The following is a 22,618-nucleotide window of genomic DNA, read 5'->3' on the forward strand; positions in this document are numbered from 1 at the left end:
CGGATGACCGTTCGAACTCCCCGCGTGCGCCGCTCGATCATACCGGGATTCCGGCTGACGCTCGGGTTCACCATCTTCTATCTGTCGGTGATCGTGCTGATCCCGCTGTCGGCGGTCTATATCAAGACTGCCGGAATGGGCTGGGACCAGTTCGTCGCCGTGGCCCTGTCGCGGCGCTCGCTGCTCGCCTACCGGCTCAGTTTCGGAGCGGCAGCGGCGGCGGCGGCGGTCAATGCAGTGTTCGGGCTGATCGTCGCCTGGGTGCTGGTTCGTTATCAATTCCCGGGCAAGCGCATCGTCAGCGCGCTGGTCGACCTGCCGTTCGCGCTGCCGACCGCCGTCGCCGGCATCGCGCTGACCGCGCTTTATGGACCGAACGGGCCGTTGGGCGCGGCGCTGGCGCAGATCGGCATCAAGGCCGCATTCACGCCGCTAGGGGTGGTGATCGCGCTGACGTTCATCGGGCTGCCGTTCGTCGTGCGCACCGTCGAACCGGTGCTCGCCGACCTCAGCGGCGAAGTCGAGGAAGCCGCCGCCTCGCTGGGGGCGTCGCGATGGCAATGCTTCACACGAGTGATCCTGCCGGCCGTCGCGCCGGCGCTGGTCACCGGCGCGGCGCTGGCCTTTGCGCGCGGAGTGGGCGAATACGGCTCGGTGATCTTCATCGCTGGCAATCTGCCGTTCAAATCCGAAATCGCGCCGCTGCTGATCATCCAGCAGCTGGAACAGTATAACTATGCCGGGGCGACTGCGATCGCGGTGACGATGCTGACCGCGTCGTTCGCGCTGTTGTTCGCGATCAACGCCGTGCAGGCCTGGGACCGGGGGCGTCGCGAGGCATGAAGGCACGGGCATCGACGGGCGACCCGCGCTGGGTCCGCTATCTGCTGATCTCGGTGGCGCTGGCGTTCCTGTTGCTCAACCTGGCGCTGCCGCTCGGCGCGGTGTTCCTGGAGGCGTTGCGTAAGGGCTGGGGCGCCTACAAGGCCGGCATCGTCGAGCATGACGCGCTGGCCGCGGTGCGCCTGACGCTGCTGGTTGCCGCGATCGCGGTGCCGCTCAACGTGGTCTTCGGGCTCGCCGCGTCCTGGGCGATCACCAAGTTCGATTTCCGCTGGAAGTCGGTGCTGATCTCGCTGATCGACCTGCCGTTCTCGGTGTCGCCGGTGGTCAGCGGCCTGATCTACGTTCTGCTGTTCGGCCTGCAGGGCTGGTTCGGGCAGAGCCTGCGCGACGAGAATATCCAGATAATCTTCGCGGTGCCGGGGATCGTGCTGGCGACCGTCTTCGTCACCTTTCCATTCGTGGCGCGCGAACTGATCCCGCTGATGCAGGAGCAGGGGCGCGACGACGAGGAGGCAGCGCGGTCGCTGGGCGCCTCGGGCCTGTCGACCTTCTGGCACGTCACGCTGCCCAACATCCGCTGGGGGCTGATGTACGGCGTGCTGCTGTGCAACGCCCGCGCGATGGGCGAGTTCGGCGCGGTATCGGTGGTCAGCGGGCATATCCGCGGCCTGACCAACACCATGCCGCTACACATCGAGATCCTGTACAACGAGTATAATTTCGTCGCTGCTTTTGCCGTCGCGTCGCTGCTGGCTGGTCTTGCTTTGATCACGCTGGTGGTGAAGTCGCTGCTCGAATGGCGTTTCCAGGGCCAGTTGGCGGGAGCCTCGCATTGACCGTCGAAGCCGAGAACATCGTCAAGCGCTTCGGCACTTTTCCCGCGTTGAACGGCGTCAGCCTGGCCGCGCGCCCGGGCGAGTTCCTGGCGCTGCTGGGTCCTTCGGGATCAGGCAAGACGACGCTGCTCCGCATCCTGGCGGGGCTGGACTTTCCCGACGCCGGGGTGGTGCGCTTCGACGGTGACGACATGAGCGACCGCCCGGCCCGCGAGCGCGGCGTCGGCTTCGTCTTCCAGCATTACGCGCTGTTCCGCCACATGACGGTGGCCGCCAACATCGCCTTCGGCCTGACCGTCAAGCGTCGCCGAGACCGGCCATCGGGCGCCGCGATCAAGGCCCGGGTCGAGGAATTGCTCAAGCTGGTCCAGCTCCCCGACATCGGCGGGCGCTATCCGGCGCAATTGTCCGGTGGGCAACGTCAGCGGGTGGCACTGGCCCGGGCGCTGGCCGTGGAGCCGCGCGTCCTTCTCCTCGACGAGCCGTTCGGGGCGCTCGATGCCAAGGTTCGCAAGGACCTGCGCCGCTGGCTCCGCGCCATTCACGACGAGACCGGGGTGACCTCGATCTTCGTCACCCACGACCAGGAGGAAGCGCTCGACCTCGCCGACCGCGTCGTCGTCATGAACCGGGGCAAGATCGAGCAGTTCGACACGCCCGACGTCGTCTACAACCGCCCGGCCACCGCTTTCGTCTGCGATTTCCTCGGCAATGCCAGCAAGTTCGACTGTCGCCTTGCCGGCGGCACCGTCGAGCTCGGCGGGCTCAAGCTGCCCAATACCGCCCCGCCGATCGCCGACGGACCGGGCATCGCCTTCGTCCGCCCGCATGAATTCAGCCTTGGCAAATCCGGCGAGCCCGGCTTGCCGGTGACGTTGCGCCGCCTCGCCCATGCAGGGGCCCTCGCGGCGCTGGAGTTCGAAGGCGCCGGCGGCCAGTTGATCGAGGTCACTCTGGACCGCGCGCCCGATGGCCTGGCGCCCGGCGCCGCGCTGGTCCTCGTGCCCACCACGGTGCGCGCCTACCCGGCCTGAGCCTCAGCCGGGCACCACGCGGTCCCGCCCCATGTGCTTGGCCGAGTAAAGCGCGGCATCGGCGCGGGCGAGCAACGTGTCGGGCGTGTCGTCGGCGCCGTCTATCGCAGTCCCGGCCGAGAAGCTGACCCGACCCATGCTGCTGCCGTTGTCGCTGCGCCGGATGATCCGTGCCGCCAGTGCGCCGCGCGCCTGGTCGATCAGCCGGGTCGCATCCATCTGCGCCACCCCGGGCAGCATCACCATGAACTCCTCGCCCCCCAGCCGTCCGACCGCGCCACCATCCCCCGCCGCAGCATCCAGGTGTTCAGCGACGTAGCGCAGAACCTCGTCGCCCATGGCGTGCCCGAAGCGGTCATTGACCCGCTTGAAGAAGTCGATGTCGACCATCGCCACCGACAGCGGACCGTCCCCGACGCGCGCCGCCGCCTGCGCCGCCTCAAGCCGCCTGAGCGCCCCGCGCCGGTTGAGCACGCCCGTCAGCGGATCGGTGATCGCCGCCGCTTCCGCCGCCTTCAGCCGATTCCGCAGCAGCGCCGTCTCGCCCGCAGCTTGCTCGAGCTCACCGCTAAGCCGCTGGTTGGCCTCCACCATCGTTGCCGTTGCCGCACCCAGTCGCTCGATGAGCAGCGCAAGCTCTACGGCATCTGGAGCCGCATGCAGCGCCGCATCCCCACTGGCGATCGCCGCGCCATAGGTCGCCAGGTCGCTTGCCCCGCTACCCAGCCGTGTAGTCAGCGCCGCCGCCTGCCCATGCGCCGCCTCGACCAGCGCCGCGACGTCCTCTGGGGCCATCTCGCCGACATGATCGTGGCGGAGCGCCGTCACCGCCGCCATGTCGAACCGTCCCGCATCCAGCGCCGCGGCGACGGCAGCGCTCAGGATCGGATCGTCACCCTCGACGTGGCGAAGCAGCAGATCGACGACAGGGGTATCCGGCGAGAGTCCGGTCGTGCCGAGCAAGGCGCGCACCCGGTCGAGCAGCAGCAGTCGAGGATGCCCAAGCGCTCCGGCGACCTCGGCGGGTCCGATGCTCGTAAAAATGCCCGACTGATCCACCCCGTCCCCCTGTCGCCGTGCCGGTCCATGATGCCCGGTAGAACGGCGCGGTGGGGTCGCGGTTTAACCTTAGCTGGAAACGATCCGGCTGGGGGTGCGGCGGCGCATGGCGAACCCGGCAATGCCGAGCGCCGCGATACCGATGCCCCAACTGGCTGGGTCGGTTGATCGGCTCTCGACGCGGGGAATTGGTTGCTCGCGGCGAGCGGGGGTGTCGTCGGTTGCCAATGCCGGTGGCGCGGTATCGAGTACCACGACGGCGCCAGCGGGCGCTACGCCACACGCCAACAGTGCGAAGATTGCGCGAATTGGCAGCAGAGCCTTGGACATCGCCGATACCTCCGGCATTTGGACGCGGAGCCGGTGAACCCCGCAGTGCAACAAAAGACCGGCACGCCGTCTATCGAAACGCATAGACGTTCGGGGTGAACGACGCGTTACCGATACGGTTCCGAAAATCGTTTATTTCCAGTAAAATGGTCTCTAAGCCATTGTTACGAAAAGCTTGCCTGAGCCAATTCGCGTGTGCCAGCGGGGTCAGGTACCACGTTAACCATGTCCGGCTATCATGCTGCACTTGCTAAGAAAATGCGTGGCCGATTACCGCCTGGGTCAAAGGAACGAGACCGACGACGGTATCGCGGACTGGACTTCGCCCGAGGCTGGTGCATTGAGCGCCCAACATCTGGAGTTTTAAGCGAATGCGGTGCAATTTCCTGGTCGCGGCGAGCATGGCGTTCGTCGCCCTGCCGGCGTTCGCTGCCGATGCGATCGATGCCGCTGCCGACGGCGGCGAGATCGTCGTCACCGCACTGCCGATCCCGCGCGGCGATGCCGCCTACGACATCGTCAGCATCGATCGCGAGCGCCTGACCGGTACCGCCTCCAACCGCATCGAGGATGTGCTGCGCGACGTCGCCGGTTTCCAGCAGTTCCGCCGCACCGACAGCCGCACCGCCAACCCGACCAGCCAGGGCGCCACCCTGCGCGCGCTCGGTGGCAACGCCTCGTCACGCGCGCTGGTGCTGCTCGACGGCGCCCCGGTCGCCGATCCCTTTGCCGGCTACATCCCGTGGTTCGCACTGGCTCCTGAGCGCCTCGGTGCCGTCCGGGTGACACGCGGCGCCGGCGCCGGCGCGTTCGGCAGCGGTGCCCTCGCCGGCACCATCGAATTGCAGAGTGCCGACGCCGCGACCTTGCCGGGCCTGCAAGCCGAACTCGACTATGGCAGCCGTAACTCGCTGTCCGCCAATGCCGTCGGCAGCGCCAAGCTTGGTGCCGGCAGCGCCTCGGTCTTCGGCCGCTACGACCGCGGCGATGGCTACATCATCATTCCGCAGGGCCAGCGCGGCCCCGCCGACATCCCGGCTAAATACCGCCAGGGCAGTCTCGGCTTTCACGTGTCGGCGCCGCTGACCGACGATATCCAGTTACTGGTCAATGGCCTGGGTTTCAAGGACGACCGCGTGCGCGGTGTTGCCGGCAACGCCACCGACATCACCGGTGCCAATACCAGCGTTCGGTTGTTGGGGCAGGGCAAGTGGCAGTGGGAAGCGCTCGCCTACCTCCAGTCGATGACCTTCTCCAACACTGTCACCGCGCTCGATGCGACGCGCAGCATCGGCACGCCGTCGCTGAACCAGTACAACACGCCCGCCACCGGCATCGGCGGCAAGTTCGAGATCCGCCCGTCGGTCGGCGACGGCATCGAATTGCGCCTCGGCGTCGATGCGCGTGACGAGGTCGGCCGCACCGAGGAAATGTCGCGCTACCTGCTCGGTCGCTTCACACGGTTGCGCGAGGGCGGAGGCCACAACACCGTGTTCGGCGCCTATGTCGAGGCCAGCGCCGAACCGATCGAGCGCGTCACCCTGACCGCCGGCGGCCGCATCGATCGCTGGAAGATCGCTGACGGCTTCCTGCACGAAGTCGACGCCCAGACCTTCGCCACCACCATCGACAGCCATCCCGCCGACCGCAGCAAGTGGGAACCGACCGGACGCGGCGGCATCGCCTATGACGTCACCGACGCGATCAAGCTGCGCGGCGCCGCCTATCTCGGCTACCGCCTGCCGACCCTGAACGAGTTGTACCGGCCGTTCCGCGTCGGCGCCGATGCCACCGGCAGCAACGCCGCGCTGCGCCCCGAGCGCCTCAAGGGCGTCGAGGCAGGCGTCGACTTCCGCCCCCTGCCGAGCCTGCGCCTGGGCGTCACCGCCTTCGCCAACCGTCTCAACAATGCCATCGGCAACGTCACCGTCGGCGTCGGCCCGGGCACTTATCCCGAGGTGGGCTTCGTCGCTGCGGGCGGCATCTACCGCCAGCGCCAGAACCTCGACGCCATCGTCGCCAAGGGCATCGAGGCCGAGGCGCACGCCAAGGTCGGCGATTTCCGCCTCGACGGCAGCTATGCCTACACCCGCGCCCGGGTCCATTCGTCGGGATTGGCAGCCGCTCTCGACGGCCTGCGCCCTGCGCAGACTCCGACCCACCAGGCCAGCGCGACCCTCGGCTGGGTGCCGATCGCCAATTCGCTGGTCGCGGTCACCGGTCGCTACATCAGCGGCCAGAGCGAGGACGACCTCGGCGTTCGCCTGCTCGGCGACGTCACGACGCTCGACGCCGTCATCGAGGTGCCGCTTGCCCGCGGAATCAGCGCAACTCTTCGAGGCGAGAACTTGACCAACACGCTGGTCGATAGCGGCGTCTCCACGACTGGCATCATTGATCGTGGCACCCCGCGCACGCTGACGATCGGGGTGCGCTTCTCGCGGTAGGCCCATCGTCTTGCCGCCGCTGCGCTTTGCGGCGGAGGACTATTGCACGGTGTCCGAGGCTCCCGCGTCGCTGACCAAGCGCCGCGGAACGATTGCCAGCATCGCCAGCGCGGCGCATCGACGGCGGCGACCATTACCCGGAGACGCCGCATGATCGATCCCCGCACCCCCGTCCTGGTCGGCGTCGCGCAGTTCGTCGACCGCGATTCGCTGTCCGCCGACGCCCTTTCCCCGCTCGACCTGTTGGCGGCGGTGTCGGGCGCGGCGCTGGCGGACAGCGGGGGCAGGGGGGTCGTCGTCGACACGCTGGCAGTGGTGCGTCTGTTTGCCGATTCGTCGCCGGCCTTCCGCTCGCCGTTCGGCAGCTATGCCAATCTGCCCAAGTCGCTGGCCGCCCGGCTCGGGCAGGCGCCACGGCGGACGATCTACGGCCCGGTCGGCGGCAACACTCCGCAGTTGCTGGTCAATCTGCTGGCGGAGAGCATCCGCAGCGGCGCTTCCGATGTCGCGCTGATTGCCGGTGGCGAGGCACTACGGACCCAGGCGCGCGCGCAAAAGATGGGCTTGGCGCTCGACTGGTCCGAGGATCCGGGCGGCGAGCCGGAGACGCTCGGACCGGAGACGCGGCTGGTCTCGGCGCACGAGGTCGCGCACGGCATCGCCATGCCGACCGCGGTCTACCCGCTGTTCGAGAGCGCACTGGCTGCGCATTACGGCGACGACCCGCTGGCCCATCGCCGCCGCATCGGTGCCTTGATGGCGGGCTTCACGCGGGTCGCGGCGGCCAATTCCTATGCCGCGCTACCGGTCGAGCGGACGGCCGATGAGCTGATCACACCGACGGATGACAACCGCTACATCGCCTATCCGTACACCAAGTATCTGTGTTCAAACATGTTTGTCGACCAGGCGGCGGCGTTGCTGCTGATGTCGACGGCGGCGGCGGATGCTGCCGGCGTGCCGGTGTCGGCCCGGGTCTATCTCCACGGCTCGGCGGATGTGCATGACATGATCCTGGTGTCGCAGCGGCTCGACTATCATTCCTCGCCCGCGATCCGCGCCGGCGCGGCACAGGCGTTGGCGCAGGCCGGGATCGGTGTCGCGGAGCTCGACCATATCGACCTGTACAGCTGCTTTCCGGTCGCCGTGGAGATCGCCGCAGACATGATCGGTCTTGCCCATGACGATCCGCGCGGCCTTACTCTGACCGGCGGGCTGCCTTATTTCGGTGGCCCCGGGAACGCCTATTCGCTGCACGCCATCGCCGAGATGGCGGCCCGCTGTCACGCCGCGCCCGGCAGCAAGGGGTTGGTCTTTGCCAACGGTGGCTATCTCACCAAGCACAGCTTCGGCGTCTACTCGACCGACCACCCGGCCAACCCCGCGCGCATCGACCCGACCCTGCTCCAGGCGGCCCTGGACGCGGCCGAGTCTCCTCCCTTTGTCGAATCCCCTGCAGGCGCCGGTACCGTCGAAGCCATCACCATCCCCCACGAACGCGGCATCCACGGACCTGCGACAGTCATCGTCCGACTCGACAGCGGCCACCGCGCTCTTGCTGTAATCGACACCGAAGCCGCTGCCCTGATCGACACCCAGGTCGTCGGCCGCCGCGTCAACCTCACCCCAGGGCACCCGATCAACCACGCCCGCTTCGAATGACGCACTCACCAGTTGCGCCGCCCCTCGCACCCTGCTAACTCGCGCCTCCTACCGGACGGGGCACGCCCCGGACACTTGGGTCGTGCGGCCATGGCGGAACTGGTAGACGCGCAACGTTGAGGTCGTTGTGGCCGAAAGGCCGTGGAAGTTCGAGTCTTCTTGGCCGCACCAATCCCGACCGGTCCCAAGCCCCGGACTGTCATGTAATCAGGCAGGTTCCGGCGTACAGTCCAGCGACTAGGCCGGCAAATTAGCGCTATCGAGCAGTATCGCATCTATCTTGCGAAGCGTCGCCGTGAACGCCTGCATCTCCGACCGGTCGAACGTCGCGAACAGCGATTGCTCGAGTTCCAACGCCTTTGGCTCGACTTGCCTGTACAGGTCGCGGCCCGCCTGGGTCAGCGAAAGGAGATGGGACCGCTTGTCGTCCGGGTTAGGCTGGCGAGCCAGGAGTCCGCGCTTGACCAGGCCCATGGCGGCCCGGCTGACGGTGACCTTGTCCATCAGCGTGCGCTGTCCGATCGCCTGCTGGGTCACGCCACCGGCTTCGGCAATCACCGCGACCAGCCGCCATTCCGGAATGCTGAGCCCGAACAACGCCTCATAGGCCGTGGCGATCGCGTTGCTGACCAGGTTGGACGTGAACGACAGCCGGTACGGGACGAAGGCGTCGAGTGAAAGGCCGGTCCGGGTCATTACAAAGATAGTATCATTTGACACCAGATGCGCAATGCAGTCTCATAGTTGCAGATGTTACTTGATTCTCGGGAGCCTGACGTGGACCAGCCGAATAACAACCCCCTGGGACTTAATGGCTTCGAGTTCGTCGAATTCACCTCGCCCGACCCGGAAGCAATGGCGCGCCAGTTCGAGCAACTCGGCTTCGTGCCGACGCACCGCCACCCGACGAAGAACATCACCCGCTATAAGCAGGGCCGCATCAACCTGATGGTCAATCGGGATGCCGACGGCCGCGTCGCCGCCTTTCGTAACGAGCACGGTGCGTCGGCGAGCGCCATGGCGTTCCGGGTCGCCGATCCGGACGCTGCAATGCGCTGGGCGCTGTCGAATGGCGGCAAGCGCACGGCCGAGGACGACACGGTTATCGAGGGGATCGGCGGATCCTATCTGTACTTCATCAAGGACGGCGAGGACCTGTACGGCAATTGGGCGGAGTTTTCCGGCTGGCAGGCGGCCGAGGCGGCGAACAATGTCGGGCTCGACCTGCTCGACCATCTGACCCACAATGTCCGGCGCGGCCAGATGCGCGTGTGGTCGGAGTTCTACAAGACGCTGTTCGGCTTCGAAGAGCAGAAGTATTTCGACATCAAAGGCAAGGCCACCGGCCTGTTCAGCCAGGCGATGATCGCACCCGACAAGGCCATCCGCATTCCGCTGAACGAGAGCCAGGACGACAAGAGCCAGATCGAGGAGTTCATCCGCGACTATAACGGCGAGGGCATCCAGCATCTTGCCCTGACGACCGAAGACATTTTCGACACTGTCGAGCGGTTGCGGGCGCGCGGCGTCAAGCTGCAGGACACCATCGAAACCTATTACGAGCTGGTCGACAAGCGCGTCCCCGGCCACGGCGAGGATCTGGAGCGGCTGCGCAAGAACCGCATCCTGATCGACGGCGACATCAAAGACGAGGGCCTGCTCCTGCAGATCTTTACCGAGAACATGTTCGGCCCGATCTTCTTCGAAATCATCCAGCGCAAGGGCAACGAAGGCTTTGGCAACGGCAACTTCCAGGCGCTGTACGAGTCGATCGAACTCGATCAGATCCGCCGCGGCGTCGTGACCGTCGACGATTGAGCGTCGGCACAGCGGATCGAGGGTTGAGGAGAGACGCTGTGACGGAACGCGCCGCTGAGCCTGCGTACATGACTGGCTTCGGCAACAGCTTTGCCAGCGAGGGTGTCGCCGGCGCTCTCCCAGTCGGGCGCAATTCGCCCCAGCGCGTGCCGTTCGGGCTATACGCCGAGCAGCTGTCGGGGACTGCCTTCACGGCGCCACGGTCGGAGAACCGGCGCGCCTGGTTCTACCGGCTGCGTCCGACCGCGAACCACAAGGCCTTCCAGCCCTACACCGGCGCGGCGCACTTGCGTTCGGCGCCGTTCGTGGAGGCGCCTGCTTCGCCCAACCGGTTGCGCTGGGATCCACTGCCGTTGCCCGACGTGCCGACCGACTGGGTCGACGGGCTCGTCACCTATGGCGGCAACGGCGACGTCGCCATCGGCTCGGGTGTCGGCATTCATCTGTACGCGGCGAACGTCGACATGACGCGCGCCTTCTTTTCGGCCGATGGCGAACTGCTGATCGTGCCGCAGGAAGGGCGCCTCCTTGTCGACACCGAGCAAGGCCGCATCGAGCTTGCGCCATTACAGATCGCGCTCATCCCGCGCGGCCTGCGATTTCGCGTCTCGCTGCCCGACGGCACTGCCCGCGGCTACGTCCTGGAGAACTACGGCGGCCTGTTCCGGCTTCCCGATCTCGGGCCGATCGGGTCGAACGGGCTCGCCAACTCTCGCGATTTCGAGACGCCGGTCGCCTGGTTCGAAGACGTCGATGCACCGTGCGAAGTCGTCCAGAAATTCCAGGGTGGCCTGTGGAGCACCACCCTCGACCATTCGCCGTTCGACGTCGTCGCCTGGCACGGTAACCTGGCGCCGTGCCGCTACGACCTGACACGCTTCAACACCATGAACACCGTCAGCTTCGACCACCCCGACCCCTCGATCTTCACGGTGCTGACCTCGCCGAGCGCAGTCCCGGGGACGGCGAACTGCGATTTCGTGATTTTTCCGCCGCGTTGGATGGTTGCCGAAGACACGTTCCGGCCACCGTGGTTTCACCGCAACGTGATGAGCGAGTTCATGGGGCTGATCACCGGAGCTTATGACGCCAAGGCCGGGGGCTTTTCGCCGGGCGGCGCCAGCCTGCACAACCAGATGAACGGTCATGGTCCCGACCAGGCGAGCTATGACAAGGCGGTGCGCGACGACCTCAAGCCGCACCGGATCGCGGACACGATGGCGTTCATGTTCGAGACGCGCGACGTCGTCCGGCCGACCGGCTGGGCGATGACTACCCCGACGATGCAGCTCGACTATGACGATGTCTGGAGCGGCTTTACCAAGGCACAGGTTCCCCGATGATTGACGAGACCCATGACGCCGCGCGGACCAGCTGGGTCGAGAGCGCGACGGGGCACCGTGACTTCCCGATCCAGAATCTGCCATTCGGAATCTTCAGCACGGCCGACCGCGGGCCACGGCCCGGCGTAGCGATCGGCGACCTTATCCTCGACCTCGCCGGAATCGCGTCTTTGCTGCCAAACACGGCGCGAGATGCGCTCGGACACGCCTCGCTCAATGCCCTGTTCGGGCTCGCGTCGCGCGACCGGATAGAACTGCGCCGGCGCTTGTCGGCGCTGCTTTCCGATATAGGGCAGCGGACTGAAATCGAGCCGTGGCTGCACCCTGCCTGCGAATGCACGATGCACCTGCCGGCGACCATCGGCGACTACACCGACTTCTATGTCGGCATCCATCACGCCAATAACATCGGACGGCAGTTCCGCCCCGACAACCCATTGCTGCCGAACTATAAATGGATCCCGATCGGCTATCATGGTCGCGCCTCATCGGTCCGTCCCTCCGGCGTGCCGGTGACGCGCCCGAACGGGCAGCGCAAGGCGCCCGACGATGCTGCGCCGAACTTCGGCCCATCGCGACGGCTCGACTATGAGCTCGAGCTTGGCGTGTGGATCGGACAGGGTAACGACCTCGGCGCGCCGATCCCGATCGGTGAAGCTGGCGAGCATGTCGTCGGTCTGTGCCTGCTCAACGACTGGTCGGCGCGCGATTTCCAGGCATGGGAGTACCAGCCGCTCGGGCCGTTCCTCGCCAAGAACTTCCACACCACCGTGTCGCCCTGGGTGGTGACCAGCGAGGCATTGGCCCCGTTCCGCCTGCCGCAGCCCGCCCGTCCCGAAGGCGACCCGGCGCCGCTGCCCTATCTGCTCGATGATCGCGACCAGCAGCATGGCGCGCTCGCGATCGAGCTGTCCGTGACGCTGTCGAGCGCGGCGATGCGGGGGGCCGGTCTGCCGCCGGTCGTGCTCAGCCGTGGACCCGCCAGCAACATGTACTGGACCGTGGCGCAGATCGTCGCCCATCACGCCTCGAACGGCTGCAATCTGAACCCCGGCGATCTCCTCGGTACCGGGACGATCTCCGCACCCGACAAGGACGGTTTTGGTAGCTTGATGGAGATCAGCCGGGGCGGTGCGACGCCGCTCGTCCTGCCGACCGGGGAAAGCCGGGCGTTCCTTGGCGATGGTGACGAACTGACCCTGATGGGCACGGCGAGCGCCGCCGGCTTCGTCTCGATCGGATTTGGCGCCTGCGCCGCCACGATCCTCCCGGCCCGGTCGTAAACCCGTCGTGACGCCTGACGACGGTGCTCCAGCGGCGGATAGCCAACGGCTGTTCGCGACCCCCGCCGGGGTCAAGCTGGGTGCCGTCGCGGCGATCCCGGCGGGTGGGGCGCGCAACTATGTCGTCCAGATGCGCGCCGGACGCTTCCACGGCTTCGTCGTCCGTGAAGGCGATGAGGTTTTCGGGTTCATCGATCGCTGCCCGCATATGAGCCTGCCGCTGGCCCAGGTGCTCGACGATTACCTGGCTCCAGCCGGCGATCTGATCGCCTGCAGCTGGCATGGCGCGCTGTTCGAGAAGTCGACCGGGCTATGCGTCGGCGGTCCCTGCGTCGGCCAGCGGCTAACCCCCTGGCCGGTCACCGTTATGGACGGCTTGATCGTCACGACCTGACCTCTGCCCGCAAATGGCGACTGGCAAGGCCTCGAGGGCCACGCGACGGGCAGAGTCGCCGGTCCAGTGGCCAGACGGCGATGAAGAGCGCGGGTCATCCGCCAACTTACGGGACCAGCAACGGGACCAGTGCGGCCGTGAAGGCAGCGATGTTCTCGTCCTGCAGGCCCGCGACGTTGATCCGGCCCGACCCGGCCATGTAGATGCCGTGGCGGCGGCGCAGTTCGGCGACTGCGCTGCCGTCGATGGGCAGCATCGCGAACATGCCGCGCTGACTCCCGATCGGCGCGAGCCTGGGATGCGCCGCCGCGACCAGCGCCCTCATCCGGTTGATGCGCAGGCGCATTTCGTCCAGCTCGTCCCGCCAAGCAGTGGTCAGCTCGGTGTCGTCGAGGATCAGGCGGACGACCGCCGCGCCGTGATCCGGCGGCATCGACCACAGGCTGCGCGCCAGGACCAATGTGTTGTCGCGGATTGCCTGCACCGATTTCCGGCTGTTCGCGATCACGAACAATGCCCCGACACGCTCCCGGTACAGGCCGAAATTCTTGTCGCAGCTATAAGCCACCAGCGCCTCGGGAACGACAGCGAGCAGCGAGCGCAGTCCGGCTGCGTCCTCGTCCAGCCCATTGCCCAGGCCCTGATAAGCCAGGTCCACGAACGGAATGACGCCTTGGTCCGAGCAGAATTCTGCCAGTTCGCGCCACTGGTCGATGGAGAATTCTGCGCCCGAGGGGTTATGGCAGCAGCCGTGGAGCAACAGAACGTCGCCTGCGCTCGCCCCCGATATCGCCGACATCATGCCGTCGAAGTCGAGCGTCGAGGTCGCCACGTCGTAGAAGGCGTGGCTTTCGACCCGCAATCCGGCCTCCCGGAAGATCGGGCCGTGGTTGGGCCAGGTCGGCGCGCCGATCCAGACCCGGGCCGTCGGGTTCGCCCGTGCAATGACTTCGGCGCCGAGCCGTAGCGCCCCGGTGCCGCCGGGTGTCTGGACGCCGGTCAGCCGCTCCGACCTTGCCGCTTCGCTGCCGAACGCGACGGCGGCGATCAAATCGGTAAAGCGCGCGTCACCTTCGGGGCCGAGGTAGGATTTCGAGGTCTGCCCGGCCAGCAGGCGCAGCTCCGCCACCTTGACGGCGCGCATGATCGGCGTCGCTCCGGTCTCGTCGCGGTAGACGCCGACGCCGACGTCGATCTTGCCGGAGCGGGGATCGTCGCGGTGCAGCCCGATCAGGGCGAGCAGCGCGTCCGCCGGCTGGGGAAGCAGCGCGTCGAGCAACGCCGACGATCGCATGCTCATGTTGGCAGCCGCGATCATGCCGCGGACTCCTTGGCGCGGGCATAGGCCTGGGTGCCGCGGGTGTAGACCTTGTCGGTGGGCAGGATCGTCTCGATCTCGATGTCGGACGCGGTTTGCAACGCTTCGTAGAGTGGTCCGAAATCGGTGTTCAACGTCTGCTCGAGCAGCTGCTCGAAGCTGTCGATGACGAAATAGTTCTGCTGGTAGTCGTCGATCCGGTACTTGGTCCGCATCAATCGCTTGAGGTCGAAGCCGAGGCGGTTCGGCGATGGATCGTCGAGGGCGAACCGGGACTCGCCATATGAGGAGACGATCCCGGCACCGTACAGTCGCAGCCCGGCGTCGGAGCGGATCAGGCCGAACTCGACGGTGTACCAGTAGAGCCGCGCCAGCTTGTCAATCGCGCCCATGCCGGCGGCACGCTGGCCGCCCTGGCCATAGGCTTGCATGTAGTCGGCGAACACCGGGTTGGCGAGCAAGGGCACGTGACCGAAGACATCGTGGAAGATGTCGGGCTCCTGCAGGTAATCGAGCTGCTCGGGGGTGCGGATGAAGCGGCCCGCGACGAAGCGCCGGTTGGCGAGATGGTCGAAGAAGACCTCGTCGGGTACCAGGCCGGGGACCGCGACGACCTGCCAGCCGGTCGCCGCCATCAGTCGCTCCGACAGTTCGGCGAAGTCCGGGATGCCGGGCTTCGACATGCGAAGGATATCGAGGCCGGCAATAAACTCGGGTGCGACGCGCCCGGGGAGCATCGCGGCCTGGCGCTCGAACAGCGTGTCCCACATCGCGTGTTCGTCGGCGGTGTAGCGCTGCCAATCCTGCGGGATCGTCCAGTCTTCGGCAGTGCCCGCGGGGCGTTCGAGATGATCATGGGTCATGAGGCATTATCGCCCACATCCCGTGAAACTGCGTTTCTAAAACTTGGTCGTTACAGGTCTGGATGATGAAGCTGATCCATCAAATGCCGTAACCGTGCAAAATCTCTTCAGGCGCGTCTCAATGTCCGGCGGCCCCGAATGGAGCCGCCGGAATCAATTCGGTCAGCGGCTGGCGAGCTTCACGCCAACGTAGAGATACCGCCCGATCGCCGAGATCGGCTGGTTGATCGAGTTGCCGGGATCGGGGCGCTGGTCGGTCAGGTTGAGCACGCCGAGATAGAAGGACACGCCGTCGCGGACCTCATAAGCGACCTGCACATCGTGCTGCCACAGATCGTTGTAGCGCAGCAGGTTGGCCGCGGCGTAGTTCGGATCATTGTCGGTCGTCAGCTTGTCGATGACCCGGACGCCGTCGGCCCAGCGCAGGTTGTAGTTGATCGTCAGCGGACCCAGCGTCCAGCTCGGCGAGAAGTTCGCGTTATACTTCGGCGCGTTAGGCTGGGCGACATTGTCGGTGGCCGGCGCGCCGGGCGTGCCGATGAACTCGAGCTTGTTGAGGTAGCCGCCGACCAGTCGCAGGTCGATGGTGCCGATGCTGTCGGTGCGGATCAGGTAATCGATGTTGAGGTCGGCACCGGCGGTGCGGAAGCGCGAGACGTTCTGCGGCTGGACGGTATAGCCGTTGATGACGCCGGTCGTCTGGGCGCGACTGATCGAGCGGCAGAACTGGTTGTCGATGCTCGGCTGGTCGACGCACAGGCTGGCGAGTTGCGAAGGCGCCGGGGTGTTGATCGCGTCCCGCAGCTTGATGTCGTACCAGTCGACCGACGCCGTCAGGCCGGGCAGGAAGCTTGGCCGCAGCACGACGCCCGCGGTCCAGGTCTTGGCACGCTCGGCGCGCAGATTGGGATTGCCGGTGCGCACGCCGGTGACGTTGTTCGGCGTCTGCAGCGCGTCCGAGATCGTCGCGCCGACTGCCGCCAGCGATGCCGCGCAATTGGCGGCACGGAATTGCGTGCCGTTGCCGACCTCCTTCGACGAGCAAGGGTCGATAAAGAAGTTGGAGTCGCCACTGGTCGGCTGGAACAGCTCGCCGATGTTGGGGGCGCGGACGGCCGCCCCATAGGAGCCGCGGAAGCTGATGTCGCGGATCGGCGCGTAGACACCATTGAACTGCCAGGTGTTGGTGTGGCCGATCGTCGAATAGTCGGAGAAGCGGTAGGCCGCACCGACCGACAGGGTCTCGGCAAAGCGCTGGCCGGAGAAGATCGGCGCGTTGAGCTCGCCGAACGCTTCCTTGACGTTGAAGCGGCCGCCCGACGGCGCCACCAGCGTCGGCTCGGTAAAGGCGACGAAGCGGTTGTTGATGAGGTTGTCGCTCGGATTGAAGGCGCTGGTCTCCCGCCGGTATTCGCCGCCGAACGAGAATTGCACGGGGCCGCCGGGCAGCTTGAAGAACGCGCCGAAGTCGCCGCTGATCGAGGCGCTGGCGACCTGCTGCGTTATCCGGGCGTGACTGGTGTCGTCGACCTGGAAGGTGCTCAGTGCCTCCGGGCTGATCGGGCCGGGACCGAACAGGCTGATCGGGATGCAGCCGCTGGCCCCTGAGCGGCACACCGGCTGGCCGGTCAGTGGGCTGGTGACGACATCGAGCGCGTTGGCATAGGGCGCGGCGAGCAGATTGTTGAGCTTGGTGATCGCGACGTCGGTGCGGCCGTACTGGTAATAGGCGTCGTAGGTCGCATGCTCGCTGATCCGGCCGGAGGCATCGAGGACGCCGCGATAGGTGCGGCGCAGGTCGTTCTCGCCGTGGCGGCCATAATCGATGTTGTCCCGTGTGACCGAGACGAAGTCCTGCCCGGCAGCGACGGCGGCAGCGCGGATCGCGGCGGGTACGAACGGATTGTCGAGCGAGATCGGCGTGCCGTAGGTGCCGATGTAATAGTCGAAGGTCGCGGCGCGGGTCTGCGCGAACTTGCCCTCGACCGACAGCTTCAGCGCGTCGGACACATCGAAATGCCCGAGCAAATTAACGTCGTGCCGGACGATACGCGGCGCGAGATCGCCGGAGTAGAAGCCCGCGACCGGCGTGTCGTCGCCGCCTGTCGAATAATAGGCCGCGGGCGTGCCGCTGCGATACGGCTGGCCGAGGCCGTTGAAATCGGGAACGCCGTCACCGTTGACGTCGACCGCGCCGATCGGGGACTCGTTGGGGTAGCGCAGATCGCCGACCAGGATGTTGCTCGGCAGCGCCGGGTTGTTCGCCTTGGCGTCGTTGGGGATCAGGTACTGGCGCCGGTCGCTGCGGAGATAGGCGCGGTCATCGTTCTGCAGCGGGTCGTCGGCGTTATACTCATAGGCCAGCGTGATATTGGCGCGGCCGTCGGCGAAATTCTTGCCCGCCGTGATCGCGGCGAAGCGGTTGCCGGTGTCGCCGCGGCTGGAGATGCCGAACTGGCTGCGCGCCGACACGCCTTCGAAGTCGCGCTTGAGGATGAAGTTGACGACACCCGAGACACCGTCGGCGCCGTAGACCGCCGAGGCACCGCCGGTCAGCACGTCGACGCGCTCGACCAGGTCGGTCGGGATGCTGTTGATGTCGACCGCAGCGCTGTTCGGCTCACCGGCGACGTGACGTCGGCCGTTGACCAGGACCAGTGTCCGGTTGGTGCCGAGGTTGCGCAGGTTGAGTTCGTTCAGCCCGGCCGCGCCGAACGGGTTGGAGGCGACTGCATTGCCGCCCGATGTCTGGGTGAAGTCGCGCGAGCCGGTCAGCGCCGGGACGCGCTGCAGGAAGCTGGTGATGTTGGTGTTGCCCGACTGCTGGATCGCCGCGGCGTTGAACGAAGTGATCGGGTTCGGCGCCGCAAACTCGGACCGGCTGATCCGCGAGCCGGTGACCACGATGTCGTCGCCGCGGGCCTCGACCGGAGAAGCCGCGGGTGCCGTCGCGGCGGCCGCGGTCTCCTGGGCGGGAGCGCCTGCTGCCGCCGGCTGGGCCGGGGCGGGCGGCGGGGTCTGAGCCCGCACGGCGGAGACCGGCACAAGCACGAGCGCCACGCTGCACAATAGCCTGGACCGCGGGATGGTGAACGACATGTGACAACTCCCTTTATATTTCTTGCTCCCGTCCAGCCAATCTCCGCCAAAGGGTCAACTGACCAAGACGCCGCAAGCAGCGTTTCAACGGCCGGTGATGTTCCCGGAACACGGTGGCGGGGCGGCAATCAGTGATTGTGCCGCAGGGCACGATCAGGCGGACCGATGCACCCGGCTCCGACGTTGGAGCGAAAAGGGGTGCCACAACGGTGCTGCAACTTCGATCCAAGATGTCGCGACGCGCGGCGCTGGCCCTGGGGACGGGCGCGATGCTGGCGGCGTGCGGACGCGAGGCGCGCGACCGGCAGCTGACCTGGTGGGCGATGGGCACGGCGGGTGAGAACGCGCCGCTGCTGCTGCCGCCGTACACCGCCGCGACAGGTCAGGCGATCGACGTCCAGGCCGTGCCTTGGACCGGTGCGCACGAGAAGTTGCTGACCGGGTTCGCCGGCCGGTCGTTGCCCGACGTGATGATGCTCAATAGCGCCTGGCTGCCGGAACTGGCTTTGCTCGGTGCGCTGGCGCCGCTGCCGGCGGGCGCGGCATTGCTGGCCGGGCAGTTTCCTGGCGCGCTGGCCTCGGTGACGATCGACGGGCGGCCGGTCGCCGCGCCGTGGATCGCCGATACCTGGGTGCAATTCTATCGCCGCGACCTGCTGGCAGAGGTCGGCTACGCCGCGCCGCCGCTGGCCTGGCCCGAGTGGACGCGGATGGCGCGGACGCTCAAGCGCCGGCATCCGGATCGCTATGCGACGCTGCACCTGATCGACTGGCCGGAGCCTTTGCTCGCCTTTGCCGCGCAACAACCTGAGCCTTTGCTGCGCGACAGCGACAGCCGTGGCAATTTCTCCACCCCCGGCTTCCGCGCCGCCCTGGCTTTCTACAAGTCGATCTACGACGAGAAGTTCTCTCCGCTTGTCTCCGGGGCCGAGGCCGGGGACAATTACATCGGTTTCAAGCGCGGCTGGTTCGCGATCCTGCCCTCCGATGCCGTCACCATCGGTGACCTGCGGCGGCGTGCGGCGCTGTTTCCGCGCTCGATCTGGAGCGCTGTACCGACACCTGGCCCGAATGGCGCCTCGACGGCGCTGGTACGCGGTGCCAGCCTGGCCGTCAGCCGCGACGCGCGCGACCCGGCGGCGGCATGGCGGCTGGTCGACTATCTGTGCGGGGCGGGGCTGCAGCAGCGCATCTACGGCATCACCGGCGACCTGCCGACACGTCCCGAGGCGTGGCGCGGGCCGGCGCTGTCGCGTGACCCGATCGCGCGGGTCTTTGCCGAGCAGGTGGCGCGCAGCGTCGCCCCGCCCGCGGTGCCTGAGTGGGAGCGCATCGTCGGCGAAGTCCAGCTGGTCGCCGAGCACATGGTCCGCGGCGAGTACGGCGTCGACGCCGCGACGCTCGAGATGGACCGGCGCGTCGATCGCATCCTCGGCAAGCGCCGCTGGCTGCTCGACCAGGGCCGGCTGGCATGACGCGCCAGGGCCGGGCCGCGCTGCTGTTCACCGGGCCGGTAATCTTGGGAACGGTGCTGGTGCTGCTGATCCCGACGATCGGCGCGCTGCTGCTCAGTGTCACCGACTTCGACATCTACGCGCTGGCCGACCTGCGTAACCTGCGCTTCGTCGGCGGCGGCAACTACGCCGAGCTGTTCGCCATGCCGCTGTTCTGGCGTTCGGTCGGCAACACGCTGCTCTTCGCCGCCATCGGCGTACCCGCGGCGATCGGCATGTCACTGGCGGCCGCGCTGCTGCTGGCCTCGGCGACGGTGCGGTGGAAGCCGTTGTGGCGGCTGCTGTTGTTCGCACCCTATGTCTGCACTCTCGTCGCGACGGCGCTGGTCTGGCGCTATGTGCTGGATACCCGCACCGGCCTGTTGAACTACGCGCTTTCGCTGGCCGGCGTCGCCCCGGTCGACTGGCTGGGCGATCCGCGGACCAGCATTCCAGCGACGCTGATCTTCATCGTCTGGAAGGTCTTTGGCTACAACATGCTGGTCTTTGTCGCGGCGCTGTCGACGGTACCGCGGGACCTGCACGAGGCGGCGCGGCTCGACGGGGCGGGGGCGTGGTCACGCTTCCGCCATGTCGTCCTGCCGGCCATCGGCCCGGCGCTGCTGCTCGCGGCGGTGCTCAGCGTCGCCAACTTCCTGCAGATCTTCACCGAACCCTATGTGATGACGCATGGCGGCCCTGCGCAAAGCACCGTCACCATCCTGTATTTCATGTTCAACGAGGGCTTTACCTGGTGGAACCTCGGCATGGCGTCGGCGGTCGCGGTGCTGCTGTTCGTCGTGATCCTGATGCTGACGGCGGTGCAGGTGCGCGTCGGGAAGCGCTACGAATGGCTGTAACCGGGCGTCAGTTGTTGCGGACGGCGCTGGTCGCGGCGTTGGCGCTGGTCACGGCGGCACCGCTGCTGTGGATGGTCAATGTTTCGCTGATGGCCAAGGGCAGCGCCGCCAGCTTCCCGCCGCCGTTCTGGCCGGCGCACCCGACGCTGGCCAATTACCGCGAACTGCTGTTCGACAATCACAACGCCGGCGGCGGCACGACCAGCTACAAGATCATCCCGGCCTTTGTGAACAGCGCCGCGCTGGCCGGGCTGGCGACGCTGATCGGCCTCGGCCTGACGGTGCCGGCGGGCTATGCCTTTGCCAAGCTGCGTTTCACCGGGCGCGCGAGATTGTTGCAGGGGTTGCTGGCGCTGGCGGTGGTGCCGGCACAGGTGGCGATGCTGCCGTTGTTCCTGATGCTGCAATCGGTCGGGCTGGTGAACAGTTATGCCGGCGTTCTCGCGCCCGGTATCGCCGGTGTTTATGGCGTACTGCTGGTCCGGCAGGCAGCGCTGGCGATCCCCGACGAGATGCTCGACGCCGCCCGCATCGACGGCGCCAGCGAGTGGCAGATCCTGACTCGCATAATGCTGCCGCTGCTGCGCCCAGTGGTGGCGACGCTGGCGCTGTTCACCTTCCTCGCCAGCTGGAGCGACTTCCTGTGGCCGCTGATCGCGATCACCGACCAGAAACTGTACACGCTGCCGGTCGCGCTGGCAGCGATCAGCCGCGAACACGGCGGCGATACCGAGCTGATGATGGCCGGGGCCGTGATCACCACCGCGCCGGTGCTCCTGGTCTTCGTCGCCCTGCAGCGCCATTATTTCAGCGGCATGCTCGGCGGCGGCGTCAAGGGCTAGGTCCTCGGGAAGGCCGACCCGTCCGCTGCGAACAGCTGCGCGTCCGTCGCCGCGACCGAGAAGCATACCGCCTCGCCTAGGGTCACATGCCGGTCCGGCGGCAGTTGCGCGACGATGCTGCCCAGCGCCCCGGCTTCGCCGAGATGCGCGAACGAGAGCGGGCCGAGGCGTTCGAACAGTTCGACCCGCCCGCCGAAAACGCCTTCGGGATCGATGCGCAAATGCTCCGGCCGCACGCCGAGCGTCGCCTGCGTGCCGACCGCCTGCACCGGGACCTTCGCAGCGACCCGGCATTCCGACCCGTGCGGCAGGGTCACCACCGCCTCCAACGCTTCGGCGCGTTCGATCCGCACCGCCATCAGGTTCATCGCCGGCGACCCGATCGCCTCCGCCACGCGGATCGTCGCGGGGGTGCGGTACAGGTCGAGTGGCGCGCCGACCTGCTCGACCCGGCCCTTCGACATCACGACGATGCGGTTGGCCAGCGTCATCGCCTCGATCTGGTCGTGCGTCACATAGATCATCGTCGTGCCGAGCCGCTGGTGCAGGCGGGCGAACTCGTGGCGCATCTTGACCCGCAGCGCCGCATCGAGGTTCGACAGCGGCTCATCGAGGAGCAGCACCGCCGGCTCGCGGACGATGGCGCGGCCGATCGAGACACGCTGGCGCTGGCCACCCGACAAGGCCCGCGGACGGCGGTCGAGCAGCGGCTCAAGCTCGAGCAACGCCGCGACCTTGGCCACCCTGGCGGCAATCTCCGCCTTGTCGAGCTTCGCCATGCGTAGCGGGAAAGCGATGTTCTCGAACACCGTCAGGTGCGGGTATAGTGCATAGGACTGGAATACCATGGCGAGGTCGCGCGCCGCGGGCTCGAGCATCGTGACGTCGCGCCCGCCGATCAGCACGCGGCCCGAGGTGGGAGTCTCCAGCCCCGCCAACAGCCTTAGCAGAGTCGACTTTCCACAACCCGAGGGGCCGATGATGACGACGAATTCACCCTCGTCGATCGACAGGTCGGTCGGGTGCAGCACCGTCGCCGCGCCGAAGCTTTTGGACAGATCCTGTACGGCGACGCTGCTCATGATGCCGGG

The 22,618-nt window shown here is 67.0% G+C and carries 19 protein-coding genes and 1 tRNA gene; 13 read left to right on the forward strand and 7 right to left on the reverse strand.

Annotation, left to right across the window (positions count from 1 at the left end):
* The first annotated feature begins 3 nt into the window (after positions 1-3).
* From cysT to ACOFKW_RS08125, 3 genes are read left to right on the forward strand one after another with little or no spacing between them, the layout of a single operon-like run.
* Positions 4-843 carry a sulfate ABC transporter permease subunit CysT gene (gene cysT / locus ACOFKW_RS08115; protein WP_419816808.1) on the forward strand — a complete coding sequence of 280 codons (840 nt, stop codon included), beginning with the start codon at positions 4-6 and terminating at the stop codon, positions 841-843.
* Complete coding sequence (gene cysW, locus ACOFKW_RS08120; RefSeq protein WP_419816809.1) at positions 840-1,682, forward strand: sulfate ABC transporter permease subunit CysW; 843 nt, start codon at positions 840-842, stop codon at positions 1,680-1,682. The genes cysT and cysW overlap by 4 nt, the downstream gene beginning before the upstream one ends.
* Positions 1,679-2,716: a sulfate/molybdate ABC transporter ATP-binding protein gene (locus tag ACOFKW_RS08125; RefSeq protein WP_419816810.1), complete on the forward strand. Its 1,038-nt coding sequence runs from the start codon at positions 1,679-1,681 to the stop codon at positions 2,714-2,716. Before cysW ends, ACOFKW_RS08125 begins: the two co-directional genes overlap by 4 nt.
* Before the next feature lie 3 nt (positions 2,717-2,719).
* Here ACOFKW_RS08125 and ACOFKW_RS08130 read toward each other — a convergent pair whose 3' ends face one another.
* Together ACOFKW_RS08130 and ACOFKW_RS08135 are read right to left on the reverse strand one after the other, a co-directional pair.
* Entirely contained in the window at positions 2,720-3,775 is a 1,056-nt protein-coding gene (locus tag ACOFKW_RS08130) for a diguanylate cyclase (RefSeq protein ID WP_419816811.1), read from the reverse strand.
* 69 nt (positions 3,776-3,844) lie between these two features.
* Positions 3,845-4,105, reverse strand: coding sequence for a hypothetical protein (locus ACOFKW_RS08135; protein WP_419816812.1), 261 nt, complete (start codon positions 4,103-4,105; stop codon positions 3,845-3,847).
* Between the two features lie 371 nt (positions 4,106-4,476).
* Between ACOFKW_RS08135 and ACOFKW_RS08140 the strand changes: the two genes are divergently transcribed.
* The 3 genes from ACOFKW_RS08140 to ACOFKW_RS08150 all read left to right on the forward strand — a co-directional run bounded on the left by ACOFKW_RS08140 (position 4,477) and on the right by ACOFKW_RS08150 (position 8,385).
* Positions 4,477-6,552 carry a TonB-dependent receptor gene (locus ACOFKW_RS08140; protein ID WP_419816813.1) on the forward strand — a complete coding sequence of 692 codons (2,076 nt, stop codon included), beginning with the start codon at positions 4,477-4,479 and terminating at the stop codon, positions 6,550-6,552.
* Between the two features lie 150 nt (positions 6,553-6,702).
* Positions 6,703-8,214, forward strand: coding sequence for an acetyl-CoA acetyltransferase (locus ACOFKW_RS08145; RefSeq protein ID WP_419816814.1), 1,512 nt, complete (start codon positions 6,703-6,705; stop codon positions 8,212-8,214).
* Between the two features lie 84 nt (positions 8,215-8,298).
* Positions 8,299-8,385: transfer RNA gene (locus ACOFKW_RS08150), tRNA-Leu, on the forward strand.
* Positions 8,386-8,451: 66 nt separating this feature from the next.
* Here the strand turns inward: ACOFKW_RS08150 and ACOFKW_RS08155 are convergent.
* Positions 8,452-8,910 (reverse strand): MarR family winged helix-turn-helix transcriptional regulator, encoded by a 459-nt coding sequence (locus tag ACOFKW_RS08155; RefSeq protein WP_419816815.1) that lies wholly within the window; start codon positions 8,908-8,910, stop codon positions 8,452-8,454.
* A gap of 81 nt (positions 8,911-8,991) precedes the next feature.
* Here ACOFKW_RS08155 and hppD point away from each other — a divergent pair, with 81 nt between their 5' ends.
* The 4 genes from hppD to ACOFKW_RS08175 all read left to right on the forward strand — a co-directional run bounded on the left by hppD (position 8,992) and on the right by ACOFKW_RS08175 (position 13,052).
* Positions 8,992-10,032 carry a 4-hydroxyphenylpyruvate dioxygenase gene (gene hppD, locus ACOFKW_RS08160; protein WP_419816816.1) on the forward strand — a complete coding sequence of 347 codons (1,041 nt, stop codon included), beginning with the start codon at positions 8,992-8,994 and terminating at the stop codon, positions 10,030-10,032.
* A 68-nt stretch (positions 10,033-10,100) separates the two neighbouring features.
* Positions 10,101-11,375 carry a homogentisate 1,2-dioxygenase gene (gene hmgA / locus ACOFKW_RS08165; RefSeq protein ID WP_419816908.1) on the forward strand — a complete coding sequence of 425 codons (1,275 nt, stop codon included), beginning with the start codon at positions 10,101-10,103 and terminating at the stop codon, positions 11,373-11,375.
* A complete protein-coding gene (gene fahA, locus ACOFKW_RS08170) occupies positions 11,372-12,658 on the forward strand; it encodes a fumarylacetoacetase (RefSeq protein ID WP_419816817.1) in 1,287 nt (428 codons plus the stop codon). The genes hmgA and fahA overlap by 4 nt, the downstream gene beginning before the upstream one ends.
* A gap of 7 nt (positions 12,659-12,665) precedes the next feature.
* Entirely contained in the window at positions 12,666-13,052 is a 387-nt protein-coding gene (locus ACOFKW_RS08175) for a Rieske (2Fe-2S) protein (RefSeq protein WP_419816818.1), read from the forward strand.
* 106 nt (positions 13,053-13,158) lie between these two features.
* Here the strand turns inward: ACOFKW_RS08175 and ACOFKW_RS08180 are convergent, their stop codons facing one another.
* The 3 genes from ACOFKW_RS08180 to ACOFKW_RS08190 all read right to left on the reverse strand — a co-directional run bounded on the left by ACOFKW_RS08180 (position 13,159) and on the right by ACOFKW_RS08190 (position 18,293).
* Positions 13,159-14,370 carry an amino acid aminotransferase gene (locus tag ACOFKW_RS08180; RefSeq protein ID WP_419816819.1) on the reverse strand — a complete coding sequence of 404 codons (1,212 nt, stop codon included), beginning with the start codon at positions 14,368-14,370 and terminating at the stop codon, positions 13,159-13,161.
* Positions 14,367-15,233, reverse strand: a complete 867-nt coding sequence (gene phhA / locus ACOFKW_RS08185; RefSeq protein ID WP_419816820.1) for a phenylalanine 4-monooxygenase — start codon at positions 15,231-15,233, stop codon at positions 14,367-14,369. Before phhA ends, ACOFKW_RS08180 begins: the two co-directional genes overlap by 4 nt.
* Before the next feature lie 162 nt (positions 15,234-15,395).
* A complete protein-coding gene (locus ACOFKW_RS08190; protein ID WP_419816821.1) occupies positions 15,396-18,293 on the reverse strand; it encodes a TonB-dependent receptor domain-containing protein in 2,898 nt (965 codons plus the stop codon).
* Positions 18,294-18,562: 269 nt separating this feature from the next.
* Here ACOFKW_RS08190 and ACOFKW_RS08195 point away from each other — a divergent pair, with 269 nt between their 5' ends.
* The 3 genes from ACOFKW_RS08195 to ACOFKW_RS08205 are packed head-to-tail and all read left to right on the forward strand — an operon-like array spanning position 18,563 to position 21,527.
* On the forward strand, positions 18,563-19,807 hold the full coding sequence (locus ACOFKW_RS08195) for an extracellular solute-binding protein (protein ID WP_419816822.1): 1,245 nt from the start codon (positions 18,563-18,565) through the stop codon (positions 19,805-19,807).
* Positions 19,804-20,685, forward strand: coding sequence for a carbohydrate ABC transporter permease (locus tag ACOFKW_RS08200; protein WP_419816823.1), 882 nt, complete (start codon positions 19,804-19,806; stop codon positions 20,683-20,685). The genes ACOFKW_RS08195 and ACOFKW_RS08200 overlap by 4 nt, the downstream gene beginning before the upstream one ends.
* A complete protein-coding gene (locus ACOFKW_RS08205) occupies positions 20,676-21,527 on the forward strand; it encodes a carbohydrate ABC transporter permease (protein WP_419816824.1) in 852 nt (283 codons plus the stop codon). The genes ACOFKW_RS08200 and ACOFKW_RS08205 overlap by 10 nt, the downstream gene beginning before the upstream one ends.
* Here ACOFKW_RS08205 and ACOFKW_RS08210 read toward each other — a convergent pair.
* Complete coding sequence (locus ACOFKW_RS08210) at positions 21,524-22,609, reverse strand: ABC transporter ATP-binding protein (protein ID WP_419816825.1); 1,086 nt, start codon at positions 22,607-22,609, stop codon at positions 21,524-21,526. The genes ACOFKW_RS08205 and ACOFKW_RS08210 overlap by 4 nt on opposite strands.
* Positions 22,610-22,618: the final 9 nt, after the last annotated feature.

Origin of the sequence: Glacieibacterium sp. (assembly GCF_965200405.1) — a bacterium.
GTDB lineage: Bacteria > Pseudomonadota > Alphaproteobacteria > Sphingomonadales > Sphingomonadaceae > Glacieibacterium.